Annotated in this window: 14 protein-coding genes; 4 read left to right on the top strand and 10 right to left on the bottom strand. The window is 63.7% G+C overall.

All coding sequences use genetic code 11. From position 1 onward, the window contains the following. Nucleotides 1–110 precede the first annotated feature (110 nt). Nucleotides 111–680, top strand: a complete 570-nt coding sequence (locus N3J91_14255) for a lytic transglycosylase domain-containing protein (GenBank protein MCX8157585.1) — start codon at nt 111–113, stop codon at nt 678–680. Between the two features lie 6 nt (nt 681–686). Here the strand turns inward: N3J91_14255 and N3J91_14250 are convergent, their stop codons facing one another. After that, nucleotides 687–1556, bottom strand: coding sequence for a HEAT repeat domain-containing protein (locus N3J91_14250; GenBank protein ID MCX8157584.1), 870 nt, complete (start codon nt 1554–1556; stop codon nt 687–689). Nucleotides 1557–1594: 38 nt separating this feature from the next. Continuing rightward, a complete protein-coding gene (locus N3J91_14245; protein MCX8157583.1) occupies nt 1595–2827 on the bottom strand; it encodes a Gfo/Idh/MocA family oxidoreductase in 1233 nt (410 codons plus the stop codon). A 124-nt stretch (nt 2828–2951) separates the two neighbouring features. Here N3J91_14245 and N3J91_14240 point away from each other — a divergent pair, with 124 nt between their 5' ends. Then, on the top strand, nt 2952–4502 hold the full coding sequence (locus N3J91_14240) for an MFS transporter (protein ID MCX8157582.1): 1551 nt from the start codon (nt 2952–2954) through the stop codon (nt 4500–4502). A 12-nt stretch (nt 4503–4514) separates the two neighbouring features. Here N3J91_14240 and N3J91_14235 read toward each other — a convergent pair whose 3' ends face one another. Genes N3J91_14235 through N3J91_14210 form a run of 6 tightly spaced genes read right to left on the bottom strand, consistent with a single transcriptional unit; the run spans nt 4515 to nt 12054 of the window. Next, nucleotides 4515–5966 (bottom strand): DUF2851 family protein, encoded by a 1452-nt coding sequence (locus tag N3J91_14235; protein MCX8157581.1) that lies wholly within the window; start codon nt 5964–5966, stop codon nt 4515–4517. 8 nt (nt 5967–5974) lie between these two features. Further along, complete coding sequence (rbsK, locus tag N3J91_14230; protein MCX8157580.1) at nt 5975–6922, bottom strand: ribokinase; 948 nt, start codon at nt 6920–6922, stop codon at nt 5975–5977. A gap of 16 nt (nt 6923–6938) precedes the next feature. Beyond that, nucleotides 6939–7922: an ABC transporter permease gene (locus N3J91_14225; protein MCX8157579.1), complete on the bottom strand. Its 984-nt coding sequence runs from the start codon at nt 7920–7922 to the stop codon at nt 6939–6941. Then, complete coding sequence (locus N3J91_14220; GenBank protein MCX8157578.1) at nt 7912–9477, bottom strand: sugar ABC transporter ATP-binding protein; 1566 nt, start codon at nt 9475–9477, stop codon at nt 7912–7914. The genes N3J91_14225 and N3J91_14220 overlap by 11 nt, the downstream gene beginning before the upstream one ends. A gap of 30 nt (nt 9478–9507) precedes the next feature. Continuing rightward, a complete protein-coding gene (locus tag N3J91_14215; protein ID MCX8157577.1) occupies nt 9508–10488 on the bottom strand; it encodes a sugar ABC transporter substrate-binding protein in 981 nt (326 codons plus the stop codon). 21 nt (nt 10489–10509) lie between these two features. Further along, nucleotides 10510–12054 (bottom strand): ADP-ribosylglycohydrolase family protein, encoded by a 1545-nt coding sequence (locus tag N3J91_14210; protein MCX8157576.1) that lies wholly within the window; start codon nt 12052–12054, stop codon nt 10510–10512. Nucleotides 12055–12213: 159 nt separating this feature from the next. Here N3J91_14210 and N3J91_14205 point away from each other — a divergent pair, with 159 nt between their 5' ends. Then, nucleotides 12214–12894 (top strand): UDP-N-acetylglucosamine diphosphorylase, encoded by a 681-nt coding sequence (locus N3J91_14205; GenBank protein MCX8157575.1) that lies wholly within the window; start codon nt 12214–12216, stop codon nt 12892–12894. 88 nt (nt 12895–12982) lie between these two features. Here N3J91_14205 and N3J91_14200 read toward each other — a convergent pair whose 3' ends face one another. Beyond that, nucleotides 12983–13507 (bottom strand): DUF456 family protein, encoded by a 525-nt coding sequence (locus N3J91_14200; GenBank protein ID MCX8157574.1) that lies wholly within the window; start codon nt 13505–13507, stop codon nt 12983–12985. 100 nt (nt 13508–13607) lie between these two features. Between N3J91_14200 and N3J91_14195 the strand changes: the two genes are divergently transcribed. Next, nucleotides 13608–16217 carry a hypothetical protein gene (locus N3J91_14195; GenBank protein MCX8157573.1) on the top strand — a complete coding sequence of 870 codons (2610 nt, stop codon included), beginning with the start codon at nt 13608–13610 and terminating at the stop codon, nt 16215–16217. A gap of 163 nt (nt 16218–16380) precedes the next feature. Here the strand turns inward: N3J91_14195 and polX are convergent, their stop codons facing one another. Further along, nucleotides 16381–18150, bottom strand: coding sequence for a DNA polymerase/3'-5' exonuclease PolX (gene polX / locus N3J91_14190; protein ID MCX8157572.1), 1770 nt, complete (start codon nt 18148–18150; stop codon nt 16381–16383).

Genomic DNA, 18150 nt, shown 5'->3' with positions numbered 1-18150 from the left:
GGGGGGCGGCGTGTTTGCGGCGCGGGGAGGTGCATTGCCGGGGGGGCGGGTGGGCGGAGGGCCAAGGAAATAGGCGTGCGCGGCGTGGCCGGATCTGGCAGTGTGGCGGCGTGCGTTTAAGCCGATGGCAAAAATGGTTGGTGGTGATCATCGCTGTGGGCGGCCTGCTCTGGCTTTTTGAGCGCTGGCGGGCGGGGCGGGAAAACGCCTATGACTCCCTCATCGCGGCGGCGGCGGTCAAGTATGGGGTGGAACCGGCGTTGATCAAAGCGGTGATCTGGCGGGAGAGCCGCTTTGATGCGAAGGCCCGCGGCCGGCGCGGCGAGATTGGCTTGATGCAGATCATGGAGCCCACGGCACGAGACTGGGCCAAGGCGGAGAACCGGCTGCTGTTGTTGCATACGGAGCTGTATGAGCCGCAGAAGAATATTGAATGCGGCGCGTGGTATTTGCGGCGGTTGTTGGCGCGCTACACGCGGACGGATAACCCGCTGCCGTATGCCCTGGCCGATTACAATGCGGGGCGGGCCAACGTATTGAAATGGATCAGCGGCGCGGCGGCCACCAACAGCGCGGCGTTTGTGCAACAGATTGGTTTTCCGTCCACCCGTGACTATGTGGAGTCCGTGATGGAGCGCCACGCGTATTATCGCCAGAGATGGCGGCCGCCGGCGCGCTAAGGCATCTCAGAGCGCCACATTCAGCGCGGCCAGCGCCTTTTCCGCGGCCTCCTTGAGGTAGCGTTCTTTGGGGTGGGTGCGGGTGCGCTGAAGATGTTGGTAGATTTTGATGGCGTCGCGGATTTTGCCGGTGGCGGTGAGCTTTTCGGCCAGGAGGAGGCAGGCCTTGGTCATTTGGGGTTTTTCCCAATCGTCGCCCTTGTCAGCGAGGAGGAGCAAACGCTGGGCATCGGCGGCGTCGCCCAGCCGCGCCAAAGCCCAGCCGGCCGCCAGCCGCACATCGCGGTCGGCGTGCAACAGGAGGCGGCGCAGGGTGGCAGCAGCCTCCCGGGCTTCCCAGCGTCCGAGGGCTTGAATGACGCCCACCAGTGGGCGGCCTTTGAGCTGGGCCAGGCAGCGGACGAGGGCGGAGAGGGCTGGTTTGCCGAGGGTCTCGAGGCAGGCCAGGGCGTAAAGGCCCAGTTCTTCGTCGCCCGCCAATTTGGCCAGGTCGTTCACCTGGGGCGGGCCGGCGATCCATTGCAATTCGCGGATGAACAGCCCGCGGGTGGCCTTGTGCAGGGAGGCATCATTCATGGCGCCAGCCAGGAGTTGGGCGAGGCGCTCCCGATTTTTTGCCTGGTCCGCCCGGCCGACATAAACCACCAGGCCATGGAGGACGTACTCGGCCTTGTAGTTCTGGAAGGCGGGATCGGCGGGGTCTTTGACCAGCGCCAGCAATTCTTTGAGGGCGGCATCGCCCGCAGTGAGTAATTTTTGATAGACCGGCTCGGCGTCGCTCCAGGCCGGGCCGGTGAATTTGCTGGGGGTGCCGGGTTTGTCCACTTCGGGCATTTGCTCCACCAGCGCTTTTACGTCGAGGGTCGTGTCTGCCATAAAGCCTCCGGAAGTTGAGAGTGAACAGGTTGCTTTTTTTACAGGTGCCAGGGGGGGCGCATGGGGGGGTTGACGAGGCGGTTGGCTTCTTCATCGCCGATGATTTCCTCCTTGACGGGGTCGAAGCGGATTTTGCGGCCGACGCGAATGGCGATGTTGGCCAGGTGCATGATGCAGACGGTGCGATGGGCGGCTTCGGCATTGCCCCCCGGTTGTTGGCGGGTTTTGACCGCCTGGGTGAAATCAATGAGCGGCTCGGGGTCGGGCATTTGTTTGAGTTTCTGCTGGCTGGCTTCATCGAGGTCCTCCAGCCGGACGGGGCGGGCTTTGAGGCGGTCATAATCGGGGCCCCATTCGCCGCTGACCAGGACGATGGTGAAGCCATTGGCATATTTCAGTTCCACCCAACCCCACATGCCGCAGACTTCGGGATGGGCGGGGGGCGCGAGGGCTTCGATTTCGACGGGGGCGGTGTCGTCCACGCCGTAGGTCCAGGTCACGGGGTCCATGGCGTGCTGGCCCATGTCGCCCAGGCCGCCGCCTTCGTAGTCCCAATAACCGCGATGGGTGCCGCCGAAACGGTGGGGATGATAGGGTTTCATGGGGGAGGGGCCGACGTACATATCCCAGTCCAGCCAGGGGGGCACGGGCTGGGGTTTGGCGTTGACGATGCCGCTCCATTCCTTGACTTTCAGGCCGCCGGCCTTGAGGTACACGGCTTTGCATTCCTTGAGCAGGCCGCTTTTCATGATTTTGCGGGTGAGGACATCGCGGGGATTTTGGGCGGCGGCGAAGCGGCCGAAGGTGCCGATCTGGAAGATGCGGCCGTAGCGTTTGGCGGCGTTGGCCACGGCGCGGCCCTCGGCGATGAAGCGGGTCATGGGTTTTTCGCACATGACATCCTTGCCGGCCTCCATGGCCATGATGGAAATCAGGGCATGCCAATGGGGCGGGGTGGCGATGGCCACCACATCAATGTCCTTGCGCTCGAGGACGCGGCGGAAATCGGTGTAATACCTCTTGTTGTCGGCGCGGTCTTTGAAGCGGACATCGCACTCGGCCAGTTTGACGGCGTTGAGTCCTTTAAGGTTGTCAAAGGTGCCGGGGCCGCGGCCGCCGCAGCCGATCAAGGCGCCGCCGACGGTTTCGCTGGGCGGGGGCACGCCGGGCTGGCCGAGGACATGGCGGGGGATGATGGTCACGGTGGTGAGGCCGGCCACCGCCCCTTTGATGAAATGACGGCGGGAAGTCCGCAGGGGGATTTTTTTCATACTGCGGTATTCTGTCACTCCGGGGGGCGTCTGGCCAGCAATTTATGATCGGCGGAATGGGTTTTTATGGTGGTGGCGGATGGACAAGTGACGGCGGTTATGCCACTTTTCCGGCGCGCACCGCATGAGCACGAGTGAAAAACCACGTTTGGGCCGGACTTTTTGGACGCTGAACGTCATCGAGATGTGGGAGCGGCTGGCATTTTACAACCTGCGGGTGATGGCTCCCATCTACATCATGCAGGCGGATGACCCGGGGGGGCTGCATTTGACGGCGGCCCAGAAGGGGACGATTTATGCGTGGTGGGCGGTGTTTCAATCCATATTGCCGGTGTTCACCGGCGGGCTGGCGGATCGTTTTGGGTACAAGCGCACGCTGACGTTTGCCCTGAGTCTGATGATGGTGGGCTATCTGATGATTGCCTTCATGCGGGATTTGGGGTTCATCAGCAACTACTGGGCGTTGTTCATCAGCATCATGACGCTGGCCACGGGCACGGCGTTTTTCAAGCCCAGCATTCAAGGTTCACTGGCCAACATATTGACCAAGGCCAACTCGTCGGTGGGGTGGGGCATTTTTTACTGGGTGGTGAATGTGGGGGCGTTTATCGGGCATTTTCTGCCTTCGCTGTTTCTGGTGTACAGCACGGCGTTTCCGGGGCCGTTTTATGCGGAGGCACATTCCAAGGAGGCGTGGCGCAACCTTTTTCTGGCGTCGGCCGTGTTCACCAGTTTCAATCTACTGCTGCTGTTTTTCCTGCAAGACACGCCCTCGGGGGCGTCGGCCACGGAATCGCCGTTGTCGGTGCTGGCCCGGACGATCCGCAACATCTTTGAGCCGCGGCTGCTGGCATGGATTGCCATCATGTCCTGCTTCTGGTTGATGATGTATCAACTTTGGGATTTGCAGCCCAATTTCATCAGCGACTGGCTGGACAGCCGGCCGGCGGCCGAGCTGCTGCGGCACCTGCCGGACTGGGCGTACAAGTCCATGGTGGGGGACACGCCGCGCGGGCCGATGGTGCGGCAGCAGGTGTTGCTGAGTTTCAATGCGCTGTTCATCATTCTCGGGGTCATTGGCATGGCGTGGCTTACACGGAAGATGCGCACGCTGGAGGCGATGCTGATCGGCATGTTGATGGCGACGGGCGGCATTGTGCTGGCCGGGTGGACGCCGAATGTGTGGTTGTTGATCGCGGGCATTCTGCTGTTTTCCCTGGGCGAGATGCTGACCGGCCCCAAGAAGAGCGAGTATCTGGGGCTGATTGCGCCGCCGGGCAAGAAGGGCTTGTATCTGGGCTATGTGAACATTCCGGTGGGTGTGGGCGTGTACGCGGGCAGTGAACTGGCGGGATATGTGTATGGGCATTATGGCGAAAAGGCGGTGCTGGCCCTGCGTTACCTGGCGGAGAAAACGCCGTGGGGCCAGAGCAAGAATTGGGATGGCTCCATCGCCACCCTGCAGGAGACGCTGGGGGTGACGCGGATGCAGGCCATGGACAAGCTGGTGGAAGTCACCGGCCTGGATCATGTGCAGGCAACACAGTTGCTGTGGGACACGTATTCCCCCCATGTTCATGTCTGGTTGCCGTTTGCGGCGGTTGGGGTGGTGGCAGCCGTGGCGTTGTGGATCTTTGGCCGGATGGCCCGAAACTGGCAGGACATGAATGCGTGAGGGGCGAGGGGTTCAGGGGGCGGGGGATTGAGGATGGGCAGCGGCAAACTGCCGCACCAGCTCCGGGAAGAGGCATGGCGCACAGAGGGTATCCGCCTGGTCACAACAATCCCGCACGATTTGGAGCAGACCTTGCTGCGCGGCTGCGGATGGCAATCGTACGGGGGAGCCGCCGCCCAACATGCGCTGGCGGGCGAGTTTGAGGACCGCGTTATCCTCACCGGCCGGCCAGGCGAGGTAGAGCTGCTCGACACGACGGAGGCGGGGGCGATCCCGGTGTTCCAGGGCCTGGGCATAAAACCAGGGCAGGAGCACATTGATTGCCAAATCGGTGGCCCGTTGCGCGCCGAGGAGGGGCTGGGGGCGGGCCAGGCGCGGGGAGTTGAGGCTCCAGTGGGATTCCCAGAAATCGTCGCGCACCGTCAGAGTTTCCAGCAGAGATTCCGCCCGATGGCGTGAGGGGCAATCGGTGGCAAACCACTTTTGCAGGCGCTGGCTCCAGTGGGGCGTGGCCAGCCAATGGGCGGCCAGTGCGAGCCGGCGATGGGGGTGGTTGGCGGGGCGCAAACCGCTGAAGCGCCAGACGGAGCGGGGCATGAGGCAGTCGTCAAAGGCGCTGCGTTCCCGCCACCACCAGTCCCAGAGCTGGCGGGTGTGAGCCGCCCCGCTGCGGGGAGCGTTCACGTCGTCGGGAAGCAAACCGCCGATGCCGAGGAGCCTGGCCTGCCAGTGGAGGGCAGTGGTGGCGCCTTCTTGCAGGCGGGGGCGCAGTTCGCCCAGGCATTGCATGGGCCAAGTGTTGTGTTTATAACCGAGGGCCCGAAACAGGCCTTCCCAGAGGGCCTGCTCCCAGCCGGAGATCCGGGCGCGATGCAGCAGTTGGAGCGCCTTGCCGTGCAGTCTGACCAAGGCCGCCTGGTGGAGGAGCGCCAGCCGTTGGGTGGCAGATAGTTCGCGCCAGGCTGCGGCGCAGCGCCCGGCCTGGTCAGGGGGCAGGTCGGGAGAAGTTTCCGAGGTGATCCACGCGGCCAGCGCTTCCAGAGGAGCCTCCAAATAGTCCTTGAGCACCAGGGCGGGCAGGGGCGGGGGGAGATGGGGGGGCCGCTCCCAAATCACATGCAGGATGACGGAGGCAAAAGCCGGGTTGTTTTCGTGTCCATGCTGCCGCCAGCCCGCCGCCTGAAGGTCAATTTCCACATCACCCTGGCGGGGCGGCTCGTGGCCGAGCTGAAGGACCGCCCGGCGGAAATCCGGGCCGGATTCGTGATTCCAAAAGCCGGGATGCAACACCCTCAATGGGCGGCCATCGAGCAAGTGCAAATGATCGCGCTGGAGGCGTTGGTACTGCCAGAGCCATTGGAGCCATCGTTCGGGCGGCGCGGGGGTGGAAGTTTCCCGCAGGGCCGGGGGAGTTTGTGAGGTCCGCCAGCGCGCGTAGAAAGAATCCTGGGATGCCCCGTGCATGCTCCGTTTTATGCGGGCTGGTGGCGGCGCAGGAAAACTTCGATTTCGTGCCGGTGGGGCGCCGAGGGTTGGGCGCCCAGGCGGGTCACTGAAATGGCGGCGGCGGCCTGGGCGAAGCGGACGGCTGCCCGCCACGGTTGTCCCTCCGCCAGGGCCACGGCGAGCGCTCCGTTGAACACATCCCCGGCGGCGGTGGTGTCCACGGGGCGCACTTTGAAGCCGGGCAGATGGGCCGCCTCGGCGGGGCTGGCGAGCCAAACGCCGCGGGCGCCCAGGGTGATTAAGACGGTGTTGACGCCGCGCTGAAGCAGAAGGTGGGCGGCTTGTGCGGCGGCGGCGGGGGAGTCCACTTTCAGGCCGGTCAATAATTCGGCTTCGGTTTCATTGGGGGTCAAAACGTCCACCTGACGGAGCAGGGCGTCCGGCAAGGGCTGGGCGGGAGCCGGATTGAGGATAACGAGGGCTTCCACCTTTTTGGCCTCCCGCACGGCGGCGCGCACGGCGGGGAGGGGCACTTCCAGTTGGGCCAGGATTACGCGGGCTTTTTGGAGGGCGGGCGCCGCGGCGGCCACATCCTGCCGGGACAAGCGGGCGTTGGCGCCGGGGGCGACGATGATGCTGTTTTCCCCATCGGGGGCGACGGCAATGAGCGCCACGCCGGAGGGGGCGCGGGGGTCGCGCTGGATCCATTTTACTTCCAGGCGGTCCTGGCGGAAACCTTGCAGGGCGCGGTCGCCGAAGAGGTCGCGGCCGAGCCGGCAGACAAAGGCCACCCTGCCGCCGGCGCGGGCGGCGGCCACGGCTTGATTGGCGCCCTTGCCGCCGGGGGCGAGGGTGAAGCGACCGCCCAGCAAGGTTTCACCGGGGCGGGGCAGGCGCGGGGTTTGCACCACCATGTCGGTGTTGGAGCTGCCCACCACCACGATGGCGGGGCGGGGGGGATGTTTGGGTTTCATGGCCATCAGGGGGTTGTCAGGCGGCACGGCGCTGGGTGGCGCGGTGCCGGTATTGATCAAAAATCACTGCGAGCACGATTACGGCGCCGGTGACCAGGCGTTTCAATTCATCGCGGGCGCCTTCGGCGGAGAGGCCGGCATTGAGCACGGCAATGATGAGCACGCCGAAGAAGGTGCTGACCACCGAGCCGCGTCCGCCCATGAGACTGGTGCCGCCGATGACGGCAGCGGCGATGGCCTGCAGTTCAAAGCCCATGCCGGCGTTGGGATTGGCGGACTGAAAACGGGAGGTGTCAATGACTGAAGCCAGGGCCACCAGGAAACCGCTCAAGACAAAGACCGCCAATTTGATGGGGCGGGGGTCAATGCCGCTTAAACGGACGGCTTCCTGGTTGGTGCCGATGGCGATCATGTAGCGGCCAAAGACGGTGCGGGTGAGGGCCAGTTGGGCCGCGGCCATGACCAGAAAGGCCAGCCAGAAGGGGACGGACAATCCCAGGAAGGTGGTGCCCGCGATGCCTTCAATGGCTGAGCCGATGTATTGCGTCTGGCTCCGGGTCAAGGCATGGGCGCCGCCGCGGGCCATTTCCAACATGCCCAGGGTGACGATGAAACTGGGCAGGCGCCAGGCCAGGGAGACCAGACCATTGAAGGCGCCGCACAACACGCCGCCCAGGAGTCCCGCGCCCACGGCCAGGGGGGCGGGCCAGCCCCATTGGGTCATGGCCACCCCCACCACGGCTCCGCAGAAACCGAGCACTGAGCCGACGGACAGGTCAATTTCCGCAATAATCAACACGTAGGTCATGCCCACGGCCACCAACAAGATGGCGGGGATTTGATTGGCGATGGCGACGAAGTTGGTGTGGCTGAGGAAATGTTCCGTGCGGAGGCTGAACACCACCACCAGCGCGAGCAAGGCCCCTGCCAGGCCGCCGTACTCCTGGAGGAGACGCAGCCCCACCGAGGGGCTTGGGGAGGGTTGAGGTTCAGTTGCCATGGTTCGTTGCAGGCTGTGGCTTGTTGAGGTAGCCGCTGAGCGCGGCCGCCATCAGGGCATCTTCCGTCCATTGACCACGGACGAATTCACCGGCCAGGCGGCCGGCGGACATGACGAGGATGCGATCGCAGAGCATCATCAGCTCGCGCAAATCGGAGGACACTACGAGCAAGGCCCGGCCCTCGGCGGCGAGGTGCTGGAGCCATTGGTAGATTTCAAAGCGGGCGCCGACATCAATGCCGCGGGTAGGCTCATCAAACATCAGGATGCGGCAGTCGCGCATCAACCAGCGGGCGAGCACCACTTTCTGTTGATTGCCGCCGCTCAGTTCGGCCACGGGTTGCTCTGCGCCCTGGCAGCGGACCTGCAGCGCGGCAAGCCATTGGCGGGTGGGGGCATCCTCCCAGCGGGGGCTGAGCCAGCCCCGGCGGGCGAGGCGGGGCAGGCTGGCGAGCGTGAGGTTGCAGCGGATGGGGAGGGGCAGCAGGAGGCCTTGTTCTTTGCGGTCTTCTGTCAGCAGCGCCAGTCCCTGGCGGACGGCGTCGGCGGGGGAGTTGATGCGCGCGGGTTGGGGTTCGTCGTGCAGGTAGATGGCCCCTGCCTCGGGCACGTCAGCCCCGAAGATGGCGCGCAGGGTCTCGGTGCGTCCGCTGCCCACCAGGCCGGCCATGCCGACAATCTCACCCTGGCGCACGGTGAAGCTGACGCCGCGGACGGCTGTGCCGGAATGCAAGTTTTCCACGCGCAAGGCCGGCCTGCCGGGGGTGTGCTGGCGGTGCTCCGGGAGGGTATCAAGGTCCCGGCCCACCATGTGGCGGACGATGTCCTCCATGCCGAGGTCGGAGATGGGCCATGTGCCCACACGCCGTCCATCCCGCAGGATGGTGATGCGGTCGGCCAGCCGGCGGATTTCCTCCAGGCGGTGGGAGATGTAGAGGATCGTGGTGCCGCGGGATTTGAGGTCGCGGAGTTGGGCGAAAAGGCGCTCGATTTCGGGGTCGGTCAGGGGGGCGGTGGGTTCATCCAAAATCAGCAGTGAGCATTGATGGGCCAGGCCGGCGGCAATTTCCACCATTTGCTGCTGGCCGATGCCCAGGGCGGAGACCGGCGTCCAGGGCGACAATCCGGCGAGGTTCACGCGAGCCAGCGCGGACCGGGCGAGGTGCTCGAGGGTTTTGCGGTGAATCCATCCGGCGGTGTGGGGCAGGTGGGCCAGGAAGAGGTTTTCGGCGATGGAGAGCGTGCGGATCAGATTCAGCTCCTGCAGCACCATGCGCACGCCGCGTTGCTCGGCGTCCCGTTTGCGGCGTGGGGCGTAGGGGAGGCCGTTCAATTCCATGAGGCCGGCGGTGGGGGTCAGCAGGCCGGCGAGGATGCGGGAGAGGGTGCTTTTGCCGGCGCCGTTTTCGCCAACCAGGGCATGGATTTCGCCGTGTTGCAGCTCCAGGTCCACCCCGTGCAGGACGCGGACGGCGCCAAAGTCCATCGTCAACCCCTGGGCGCGGAGCAAGGGGGAATTGGGCTCACGCGGCGGGGAGGGGGCGGGGGCGGACATGCGCGCAGCAAACGGGGGTGGCGGGGCGAATTACTTGAGCGAGGCGGCGGTGATCAAATCCACGGGGGTTTCCCGGTCGGATGGGGCGGCCTGCGAATGCAACATTTCGAGGGCGTATTCGATGCCAAAGACGGCCAACTGATCGGCGTGCTGGTCGGCGGTGGCGAGGACGCGCCCTTCTTTGAGCAGTTGGCGCACGGCGGCAATGTTGTCGTAGCCCACGACCCGGATGCGGTCGAGTTTGCCGGCATCGCGCAAGGCCGCCACCACGCCCAAGGCCATGCTGTCGTTGGCGCAGAGGAAGGCTTTGAGGTTGGGGTATTCGTTGATGATGGCCGCGGCGACTTTGTTGGCCTTGTCTGTTTCCCAGTAGCCGCTTTGCGAGCTGACCACCTTCATGCCGGCGGCTTTCATGGCGTCCTCGAAACCGAGCTTGCGCTGGATGGCGTTGAAGGCGTTGGGGGCACCTTCGATGATGGCGACTTCATCGCCGGGTTTGAGGTGTTTGGCGAGGTACTCGCCCACCATGCGGGCGCCTTTGCGATTGTCCGGGCCGACGAAGGGAAACTTGACGCCGCTTTGGGCGAGCACGCCGGCATCAAATTTGTTGTCAATGTTCACGACGCGGATGCCGGCCTGCCGGGCTTTTTTGCAGACGGGCACCAGGGCCTTGGAGTCGGCCGGTGCGATGACAATGGCATCCACCCGCTGGGCGATCATCTGTTCGACCAGGTCAATCTGGCGGCCCACATCCAGCTCGTCCTTGATGCCGTTGGCCAGCAGCTCGTATTTATTGGCGTTGGCCTTCTGGTGGGCGCGGGCGCCGTTTTCCATGGTCAGGAAGAACTCGTTGGCCAGCGACTTCATCACCAGGGCGATGCGCGGTTTGCGCGGCCCGTCGGCGGCCTTGCGCTCGCAGCCGGCAGGGGCCAGGAGCAGCGCGGCGGCGGCGAGGCCGGCCAGCCCGAGGGTCAACAGCCTTTGCCGGGGATGGAAAGGGGAGGGATTCATGGGGAAGCCGGAGGGAGTGGGTTATTGGTAGATCACGGCCTCGCGGATGGCGATGCGCCGGCCTTTGGAGCGGTTGTCGGCCGTTCCGTTGGGGACGATGGTCAGGGTGTGCGGCCCTGGTTTAAGCCCGTAAATTTGCCACAGGACGTTGTCATGGGTGTTGGGGACGATGTAGGCGTCGAGCGGCAGCTTTTGTTTGCGGCCGTCCACATAAACATCCGCGCGCGCGCCCTGGTCGTTGAGGACGCCGAGGACGGCGACGGCCACGCCGTCAAACTTGAGCACGGTGGACATGCCCACGCCCTCGGCCACTTTGAGATTTTTGTCGGTGCGCCACGGGCCAATCCATTCCCAGGCCTTGTCGGTGACGCCGAGGCGGCGCACGGGTTTGCCGGGACTCCATTGTTCCAATTTGGGCGCGGAGGGCTTTTGCAGTTTGACGGTGACCTCCGTCTCGCTGACTTTGCCGCCGGTGGCGCGGATGAGCTGCAGGGCGCGTTTTTCGGTGGAAGCCACGATATCCTTGAAGGAATAGTCGGTGTAATCGAACTTTTTGTTTTCCAGGGCCGGCATTTCGGCTTTGAATTGGGCGGGGATGGCCGAGTAGCCGAGCATGACCCCGAGGACGCCGGCGGCGCTGGAGGGGTTGCAATCGCTGTCCTGGCCGCAGCGGGTGGAGATTTCCATGGTTTTTTCAAAATCTCCCTGGCCGTAGAGCAGACCCATGGCGATGTAGGCGCCGTTCAACTTGGCATCAATGTTGAAGGCGGTGAGGGCGCCATCGGGGCAGGGGTCGTCCTTGTCCCATTTGTCTTGAATCAACTGCCAAGTTTTCCGCCAGTCATTGGGGTGGAGGGCATGCCAGTCGAGCACGTCTTTGATGAGCTTTCCGTACTCGCTTTGGGGGGGGATGCAGGCGTAACCGGCTTCCACCACGCGGCGGGGGTTGTTTTCGAAGTACGCCACGGCGTACATGCCGCAGACGAACATGCCGCCGTAGAGGCCGTCGCCGTAATTCATGACGCGTCCGACGCGGTCACAATATTTATTGGATTCGCGGGGCAGGCCGGGGCACATCAGGCCGATGAAGTCGGCCTCGATCTGGAAGTCAATGTCGTTGGCATGGAAATTATAGCGGGGATGTCCTGACCAGGGGGCATCGATGCCCTGATTCAAGGCCCGGCGGGCGCCGGCATTGGCATGCCAGAGATGGTATTTGGAATCGCGGAAGGCGCGGCCGTAGTCGCGGCTGGTGGCCTTGAGGCCGAGGTCGTCCATGACTTTGGCGAAGGTCATTTCCACGTACAAATCATCCTGGTGAATGGTGTTTTCCAACATGCCCTCCTTCCACACGAGATTTGTTTCCAGAATTTTGCCCTGCGAGCGAAACTCCGTGGGGGCGCCGTAGGCCACCCCGATCATTTGTCCGGCCCAGCCGCCGCGGATTTTGTCCAGGAGGGCGGCCCGGGAGAGCGTGCGGGTTTCGGGCGTGGTGGCGGCCCCGGCGGCCCAGGTTCCGAGGAGGAGGCCCGCCAGCGCGGCCTGCAGCGTGGATGACATGTTCATGGCGTAAGTATGGAAACGTGTTACAGCGGCTCCCCGGCTTCATGGGCCCATGGCAGGGGACCAGAGGCGGGAGCTTTGCTGCATGGGTAAGCCATTCATCGTTGCGGCTCAAGCAAATTTTGGATTTTCGGCCTCTCATCCTTGATTTAGGCTGGACGCATGTTTGCACCGGATGCCTTGTTTGACTTGAGCCAGACGGAACATGCCGAAGTTTTTGCCGGCTGCCAAAATGCGTGGGAAGCCCTGGCGCGGCTGGCGGATTATCTGAAGGATCGGGTTCAACCCGTCTTGAAAAACCGCTGCGAGGGCGTGGCCTACATTGGGGAGCGGGTGTTTATTGGCGAAGGCACGGTGGTGGAGGACGGGGCGATGATCAAGGGGCCGGCGATTATTGGGCGCAACTGCCAGATTCGGCACAATGCGTACATTCGCGAGAATGTGATTGTTGGCGATGGTTGCGTGGTGGGGAATTCCTGCGAGCTGAAGAATGCGCTGCTGTTCAACGGGTGCGAGGTGCCGCATTTCAATTATGTGGGGGATTCCATCCTCGGCCACAAGGCGCACCTGGGGGCGGGGGTCATTTTATCCAATTTGAAACTGGTGCCCGGCCATGTGACGGTGATGGTGGAGGGTCGGTTGGTGGATACGGGGCTGCGCAAGTTTGGGGCGTTGATTGGTGATCGCGCGCAGATTGGGTGTAATTCCGTGCTTAATCCCGGGAGTATTATTGGCCGGGATTCGGTGGTTTATCCGTGCACCAACTGGCGGGGGGTATTGCCGGCCGGTGCGGTGGCCAAAAACAAGGCGCCGCAAGAGATTGTGGTGCGGGAGAAGCGGTAGATTGGCGCGCGCTCCTGGCCCGGCGGAAATACCCCTGGCGCCTGCGCCCTGCGGCGGGCGGGGAGGGTGGTTTTGCGGATTCCGGCGCTCAGCGGAGTGTCTGCCAGAGAACCTCCACGGTAAAAACCAGGGCGATGAGAAGGGAGACGAGGACTTTGCCCACAGCTCCCGCCAGCACGCCCAGGGCCGCTCCCAGACCGGCGCGCCAGGCCTCTGGTTTGGGTCGTCCCTTGATGGACTCCAACACCACTGCGCCCAGCAAGGGGCCAATGAGGAGCCCCACCAGCCCTCCCACCAATCCGATCAAGGCGCCTGCGCCCAGGCCGATCACCAGGCCGGCCATGGCGCCGAACATTCCCCAACGGGATGCCCCCATTTTCTTTGCGCCGAGGAGTGTGGCCAGATACTCCATGGCTGTTGCCAGACCGGCAAGGAGCAGCAGTACGGCCAGCACCCACCAGCGCGCGCTGTCCTCGCCGAAGTAGAGTTTATGGCCCAGCAGGGCGACTACGATCAGCGGGGTGCTGGGCAAGCCGGGCAACAGCGCTCCAAGCACTGCCACCCCCATGATCATCAGGGCTAGAACCAACCCAAGGATTTGTTCCGCGTCCATGAGTTCAATATACATGGAGGTCATGGCACAGGCCAGGCGGTGAAAAATAATGAGGATTCAACAGCAATAAATATCCTTCAATTACGTCCATAATAAAGACATGAGGCGAAGTGGACATTGGGTGGGGCTGCTGTTGCTGGCGGGGATGGTGGGATTACCGCTCAGGGCGGCTGGAGCCGTGGAGTCGTATTACGTCAAGCGAGCCGGATGGGTGGAGACCATGGCGGCCAGCCGCGCGCGTCTGGCAGAGGCGGCCTTGCCGGAAGCCCAGCGCCGCCAGGCCAGTCGGGCGCTCTGGCTGCAGGTGGAGCGGGATTTTCCGATGGAGTGGGATTGGACGCTGCAGGATGCGGGGGTGGATTTTGCGGATTGGTTTGTGCGCCCGGCCGGGGAGAGGGAAAGGAAGATGGTGGAGCGGGTACTGGCCGAGCTGGGGCCGGCCGGCCGAGCCTTGCAGGAGAAATATGCCCAGCTCAATCAGCGCGGCAAGGCGGCCGGGGCCGAGGAGTGGCTGGCGCTTTACCGGCAGGCGGCCGAGGCGCGGCGGGCCGTCCGCCTGCAAACGCTGATGCGGGAAGCGCCGGCGGTGGTGTTCACGCGGCGCCGCACGATACGCCCGTCGTTTTTTGCCTACACGGAAGGGCAGTCTGATGCGCAGCATGAACGCCATTTTTTGCCGGGCGCCGCCTTGTGTCTGCTCGAGATGGATGGACTTTATGGGAGGGTGCGCGTTTTGCTGGCGGATGAGGGGGGCGTCATCAGGGATCCGGAGGTGTCATTCGACGGGCGGAAAATACTCTTCGCGTGGAAAAAGCATCTGAATGAGGATGATTACCATCTCTATGAGATGTCGCTGCCGGAGGGGCAGGTCCGCCAGCTTACGGCGGGGGCGGGGTGTGCCGATTATGAGCCGGCCTACCTGCCGAATGGGGATATAATATTTTCTTCGACCCGTTGTGTGCAAACGGTGGATTGTTTTTGGACGGAGGTCAGCAATCTTTACACCTGCGATGCCAACGGGCAGTTCATCCGCCGGCTGGGGGTGGATCAGGTGCACACGGTATTTCCGACGGTGACGGAGGATGGACGGGTTTTATACACGCGCTGGGATTACAATGATCGGGGGCAGATATTTCCGCAGGCCCTGTTTCAAATGAATCCTGACGGCACGGGGCAAACGGAGTTTTATGGCAACAATTCGTGGTTTCCCACGGTCATCACCCATGCCCGGCAGATACCGGGCACACAGAAAGTTCTGGCGATTCTTTGCGGGCATCACTCGCCGCAAACCGGCAAGCTGGCCATTATTGATCCGGCGCGAGGGCGGCAGGAGAACGCGGGGGTGACATTGATTGCGCCTGAGCGGGTGACCCGGGCGGAACGGATAGATGCCTACGGTCAGGAGGGGGAGCTGTTCCAGCATCCTTATCCCTTGAACGAAAACGAGTATCTGGTCAGTTATGCTCCGTTGGGCTGGAGCCACGATCAAGGGCGGGGAGACGCGCATTTCAGCCTTTATTACATGGATCGTGCCGGGCGGCGGGAATGGCTGGCGGGGGATGTGCGGTGCGCGGTGCAGCATCCGGTGCCGCTGCGGCCGCGCCGCCGGCCGGTGGTGCAGCCGGCGCGGGTGGATTATCGGAAAACCAACGCGGTGTTTTATTTGCAGGACGTGTATGCCGGGCCGGGGCTGGCGGGAGTGCCGCGAGGCACCATTGAACAGTTGCGGGTGGTGGCTTTGGAGTTTAGGGCGGCCGGGATTGGGGAGAACCACAGCGGGGGACCGGGGGGCGGGGCGCTCATCAGCACCCCGATAGCGATTGGCAACGGCAGTTGGGATGTCAAACGCGTGCTGGGTCAGGCGCGGGTACATGCGGACGGGTCGGCTGCATTTTACGTGCCCGCCCGGACGCCGGTTTATTTTCAAGCGCTGGATGCCCGGGGGTTTGTGGTTCAGACCATGCGCAGTTGGTCCACCCTGCAGCCGGGGGAAGTGGCTTCGTGCGTGGGTTGCCACGAGCATAAGAACACCGCGCCGCCGGTGACCCGGCCCACGCTGGCCCAGCGGGCCGGGCCGGAGGAGTTGAGGCCTTTTTATGGGCCGCCGCGGGGATTCAGTTTTACCCGCGAAATTCAGCCCATTTTGGACCGGCATTGCATCCGGTGTCATCATCGGAGTGAAGAGATGATGCCGGGAGCCCGCTGGCTGGGAGAGGGGGTTGTGGCGCGGCGGGCCGATGAGGCCTCCACCAATGCGTTCAGTTTGCTGAGCCGTGCGGTCACGGATCCGGTGGCGCGGCGTCATTGGAGCGAAGCCTATTTGAATCTGACGCAAAGTTTTCAGGAACGCGAAGGCAATCGTCCTGGGCCGTATCGCGGTCAGCCGGAGGGGCGTCTGGTTTCGTGGATATCCTCGCAATCCGTGCCCTCACCGCTGCCGCCGTATGCCGCCGGTGCTGCGCGGAGCCAGCTTATGGGGCTTTTGCAACAAGGCCATTACGGGGTTGCGCTTACGCGCGAAGAATGGGACAAGCTCGCCTGCTGGATTGATTTACTGGTGCCATTTGCGGGGGATTATGTGGAGGCCAACGCCTGGACGCCGCAGGAGAAGGCCAAGTATGAGCATTTTTTGAACAAGCGCCGCCGCTTGGAGGCGGAGGAGCGCGAATCGGTGGCCCGCTGGCTGGGGCGGCTGCCGGGCGGGTCCTGAAGTCTTTTTCCCGGCGGGCTAGTTTCCCGGGGCATGCCGGGCTGAAGGAAAGGCGGGGTGGTGGCGTTGGGGTGGGGGGAGGTGTGGGCGTTCTTGGGGTTGTGAGCCGTGGGTCGGCTGATCTGGGATGGGCGGCAGCGTGCTGTTTTTCAAACGGGACCGATCAGCCTTTGGCCCGGCGGAGGCGTTTGCCCTCCTTCAAGGCGGGGAGCAGTTGGGGCAGGGGCAGGGTGTTGATGACATCGGCTTTTTCGAGCCAGCCCTTGCGCGCGAGGTGCGCGCCGAGGCGCAAATAGCCGGCGTGCTCGTGGCGGTGGGCGTCGGGGTTGATGACGCACTTGACGCCTTTGGATTTGGCCAGCGGCCACCACCGCCAGTCCATGTCGAAGCGGTAGGGGTTGGCGTTCAACTCGATCCAGGTGCCGGTTTCGGCGCAGGCGTCAATGACCGCCTCCAGATTGACCTTGTAAGGCTCGCGTTCCAGCAACAAACGCCCGGTGGGATGGCCCAGGACGTGGACCCAGCGGTTTTGGGCGGCGGCGATGAGGCGTTTGGTATTTTCGGCTTCATTCTGGCTAAAACCCTGATGGATGCTGGCCACCACCACCTCCAGCTCCGCGAGCAGATCATCCGGCAAATCCAATTTGCCGCCGGCCAGGATGTCCACCTCGATGCCAGTGAGCAGGCGCACTTCCTTGCCCTCGGCCGCCAGTTGGCGGTTCAGGTCGGTGATGGCCTGGATTTGCTCGCGCACCTTAAGCGGCTCCAGGCCGTGGGCTTGAAACGAGGCGCGGGAGTGGTCGGTGATGGCCCAATAAGCGAAGCCCAGCTCCTCGGCGTGGTGGGCAATTTCGCGGAGGGTGTGCTGGCCGTCGCTCCAGTTGGAATGGTTGTGCAGAGAGCCGCGCAGGTCTGTCCATTCCAGGAGGCGGGGGAGTGGCCCCTTTTCCGCGGCGGCAAATTCGCCCCGGTCCTCGCGCAGTTCCGGCGGGATGTAGGCCAGGCCGAGCGCGGCGAAGATGTCCTCCTCGGTGCGGCAATCCAGGCGCAAGGCGGGATCCCGGGTTTCGTCCTGGGAGCGAAACAGGCCGTATTCGTTGAGCCGCAAGCCGCGCTGGATGGCGCGCTGGCGCATCACGATGTTGTGCTCCTTGCTGCCGGTGAAATAGGCCAGAGCGAAGGGGTATTCGGCCTCGCTGACCACCCGCAAATCGGCCTGGAGTCCGCCCTCCAGCAGGACGCTGGCCTTGGTTTCGCCTTTGGCCTGGATGGCCATGATGCCGGGCAGGCGGGTAAAAAAATCAATCACGGCAGCGGGGGTTTTGGAGGAAGCGAGGAAATCCACGTCGCCGATGACTTCCTTCCAGCGGCGGAGACTGCCCGCGGTGCTGCAGCGGATGACGTCGGGGTGGGCGCGGAGGGCTTCCAGAATAGGCTCGGCGGCGTGCAGCGCCAGATCCAGGCGATGACGTGAGGCATATTGGCGCCGGAAGGCGATGCCTTCGAGAAGTTTGGCCTGGGTTTTTTCGCCAAAACCATCCAGCGTGGCCACCTGGCCGGCATGGCAGGCGGCTTCCAGTTTGGCCACATCGTCCACGCCCAATTTTTCATGGAGCGCCTTGATTTTTTTGGGGCCGAGGCCGGGGATGGTCAGAAGCTCCCGCAAGCCCGGGGGAATGGAGGCTTTTAATTCATCGTAATAGGGCAGGTGGCCGGTGGTGACCAGGAGGGTGATTTTTTCCTGCAGGGCGTCGCCGATGCCTTTGATTTGCCCGAGGCGCTGCTCGGCCACCACTTTTTCCAGGGGTTCCTCGAGGGCGAGCAGGGCGCGGGCGGCGTTGGCATAGGCGCGGGCCTTGAAGGGATTTTCGCCTTTCAACTCCAGCAGGACGCTGATGTCCTGCAAAATCTCAGCCACCTGTTGCTTGTCCAT

This window comes from Verrucomicrobiia bacterium (genome assembly GCA_026414565.1).
Taxonomy (GTDB): Bacteria; Verrucomicrobiota; Verrucomicrobiia; order Limisphaerales; family Fontisphaeraceae; genus Fontisphaera.
This window is presented reverse-complemented; position numbering and strand designations above follow the sequence as displayed.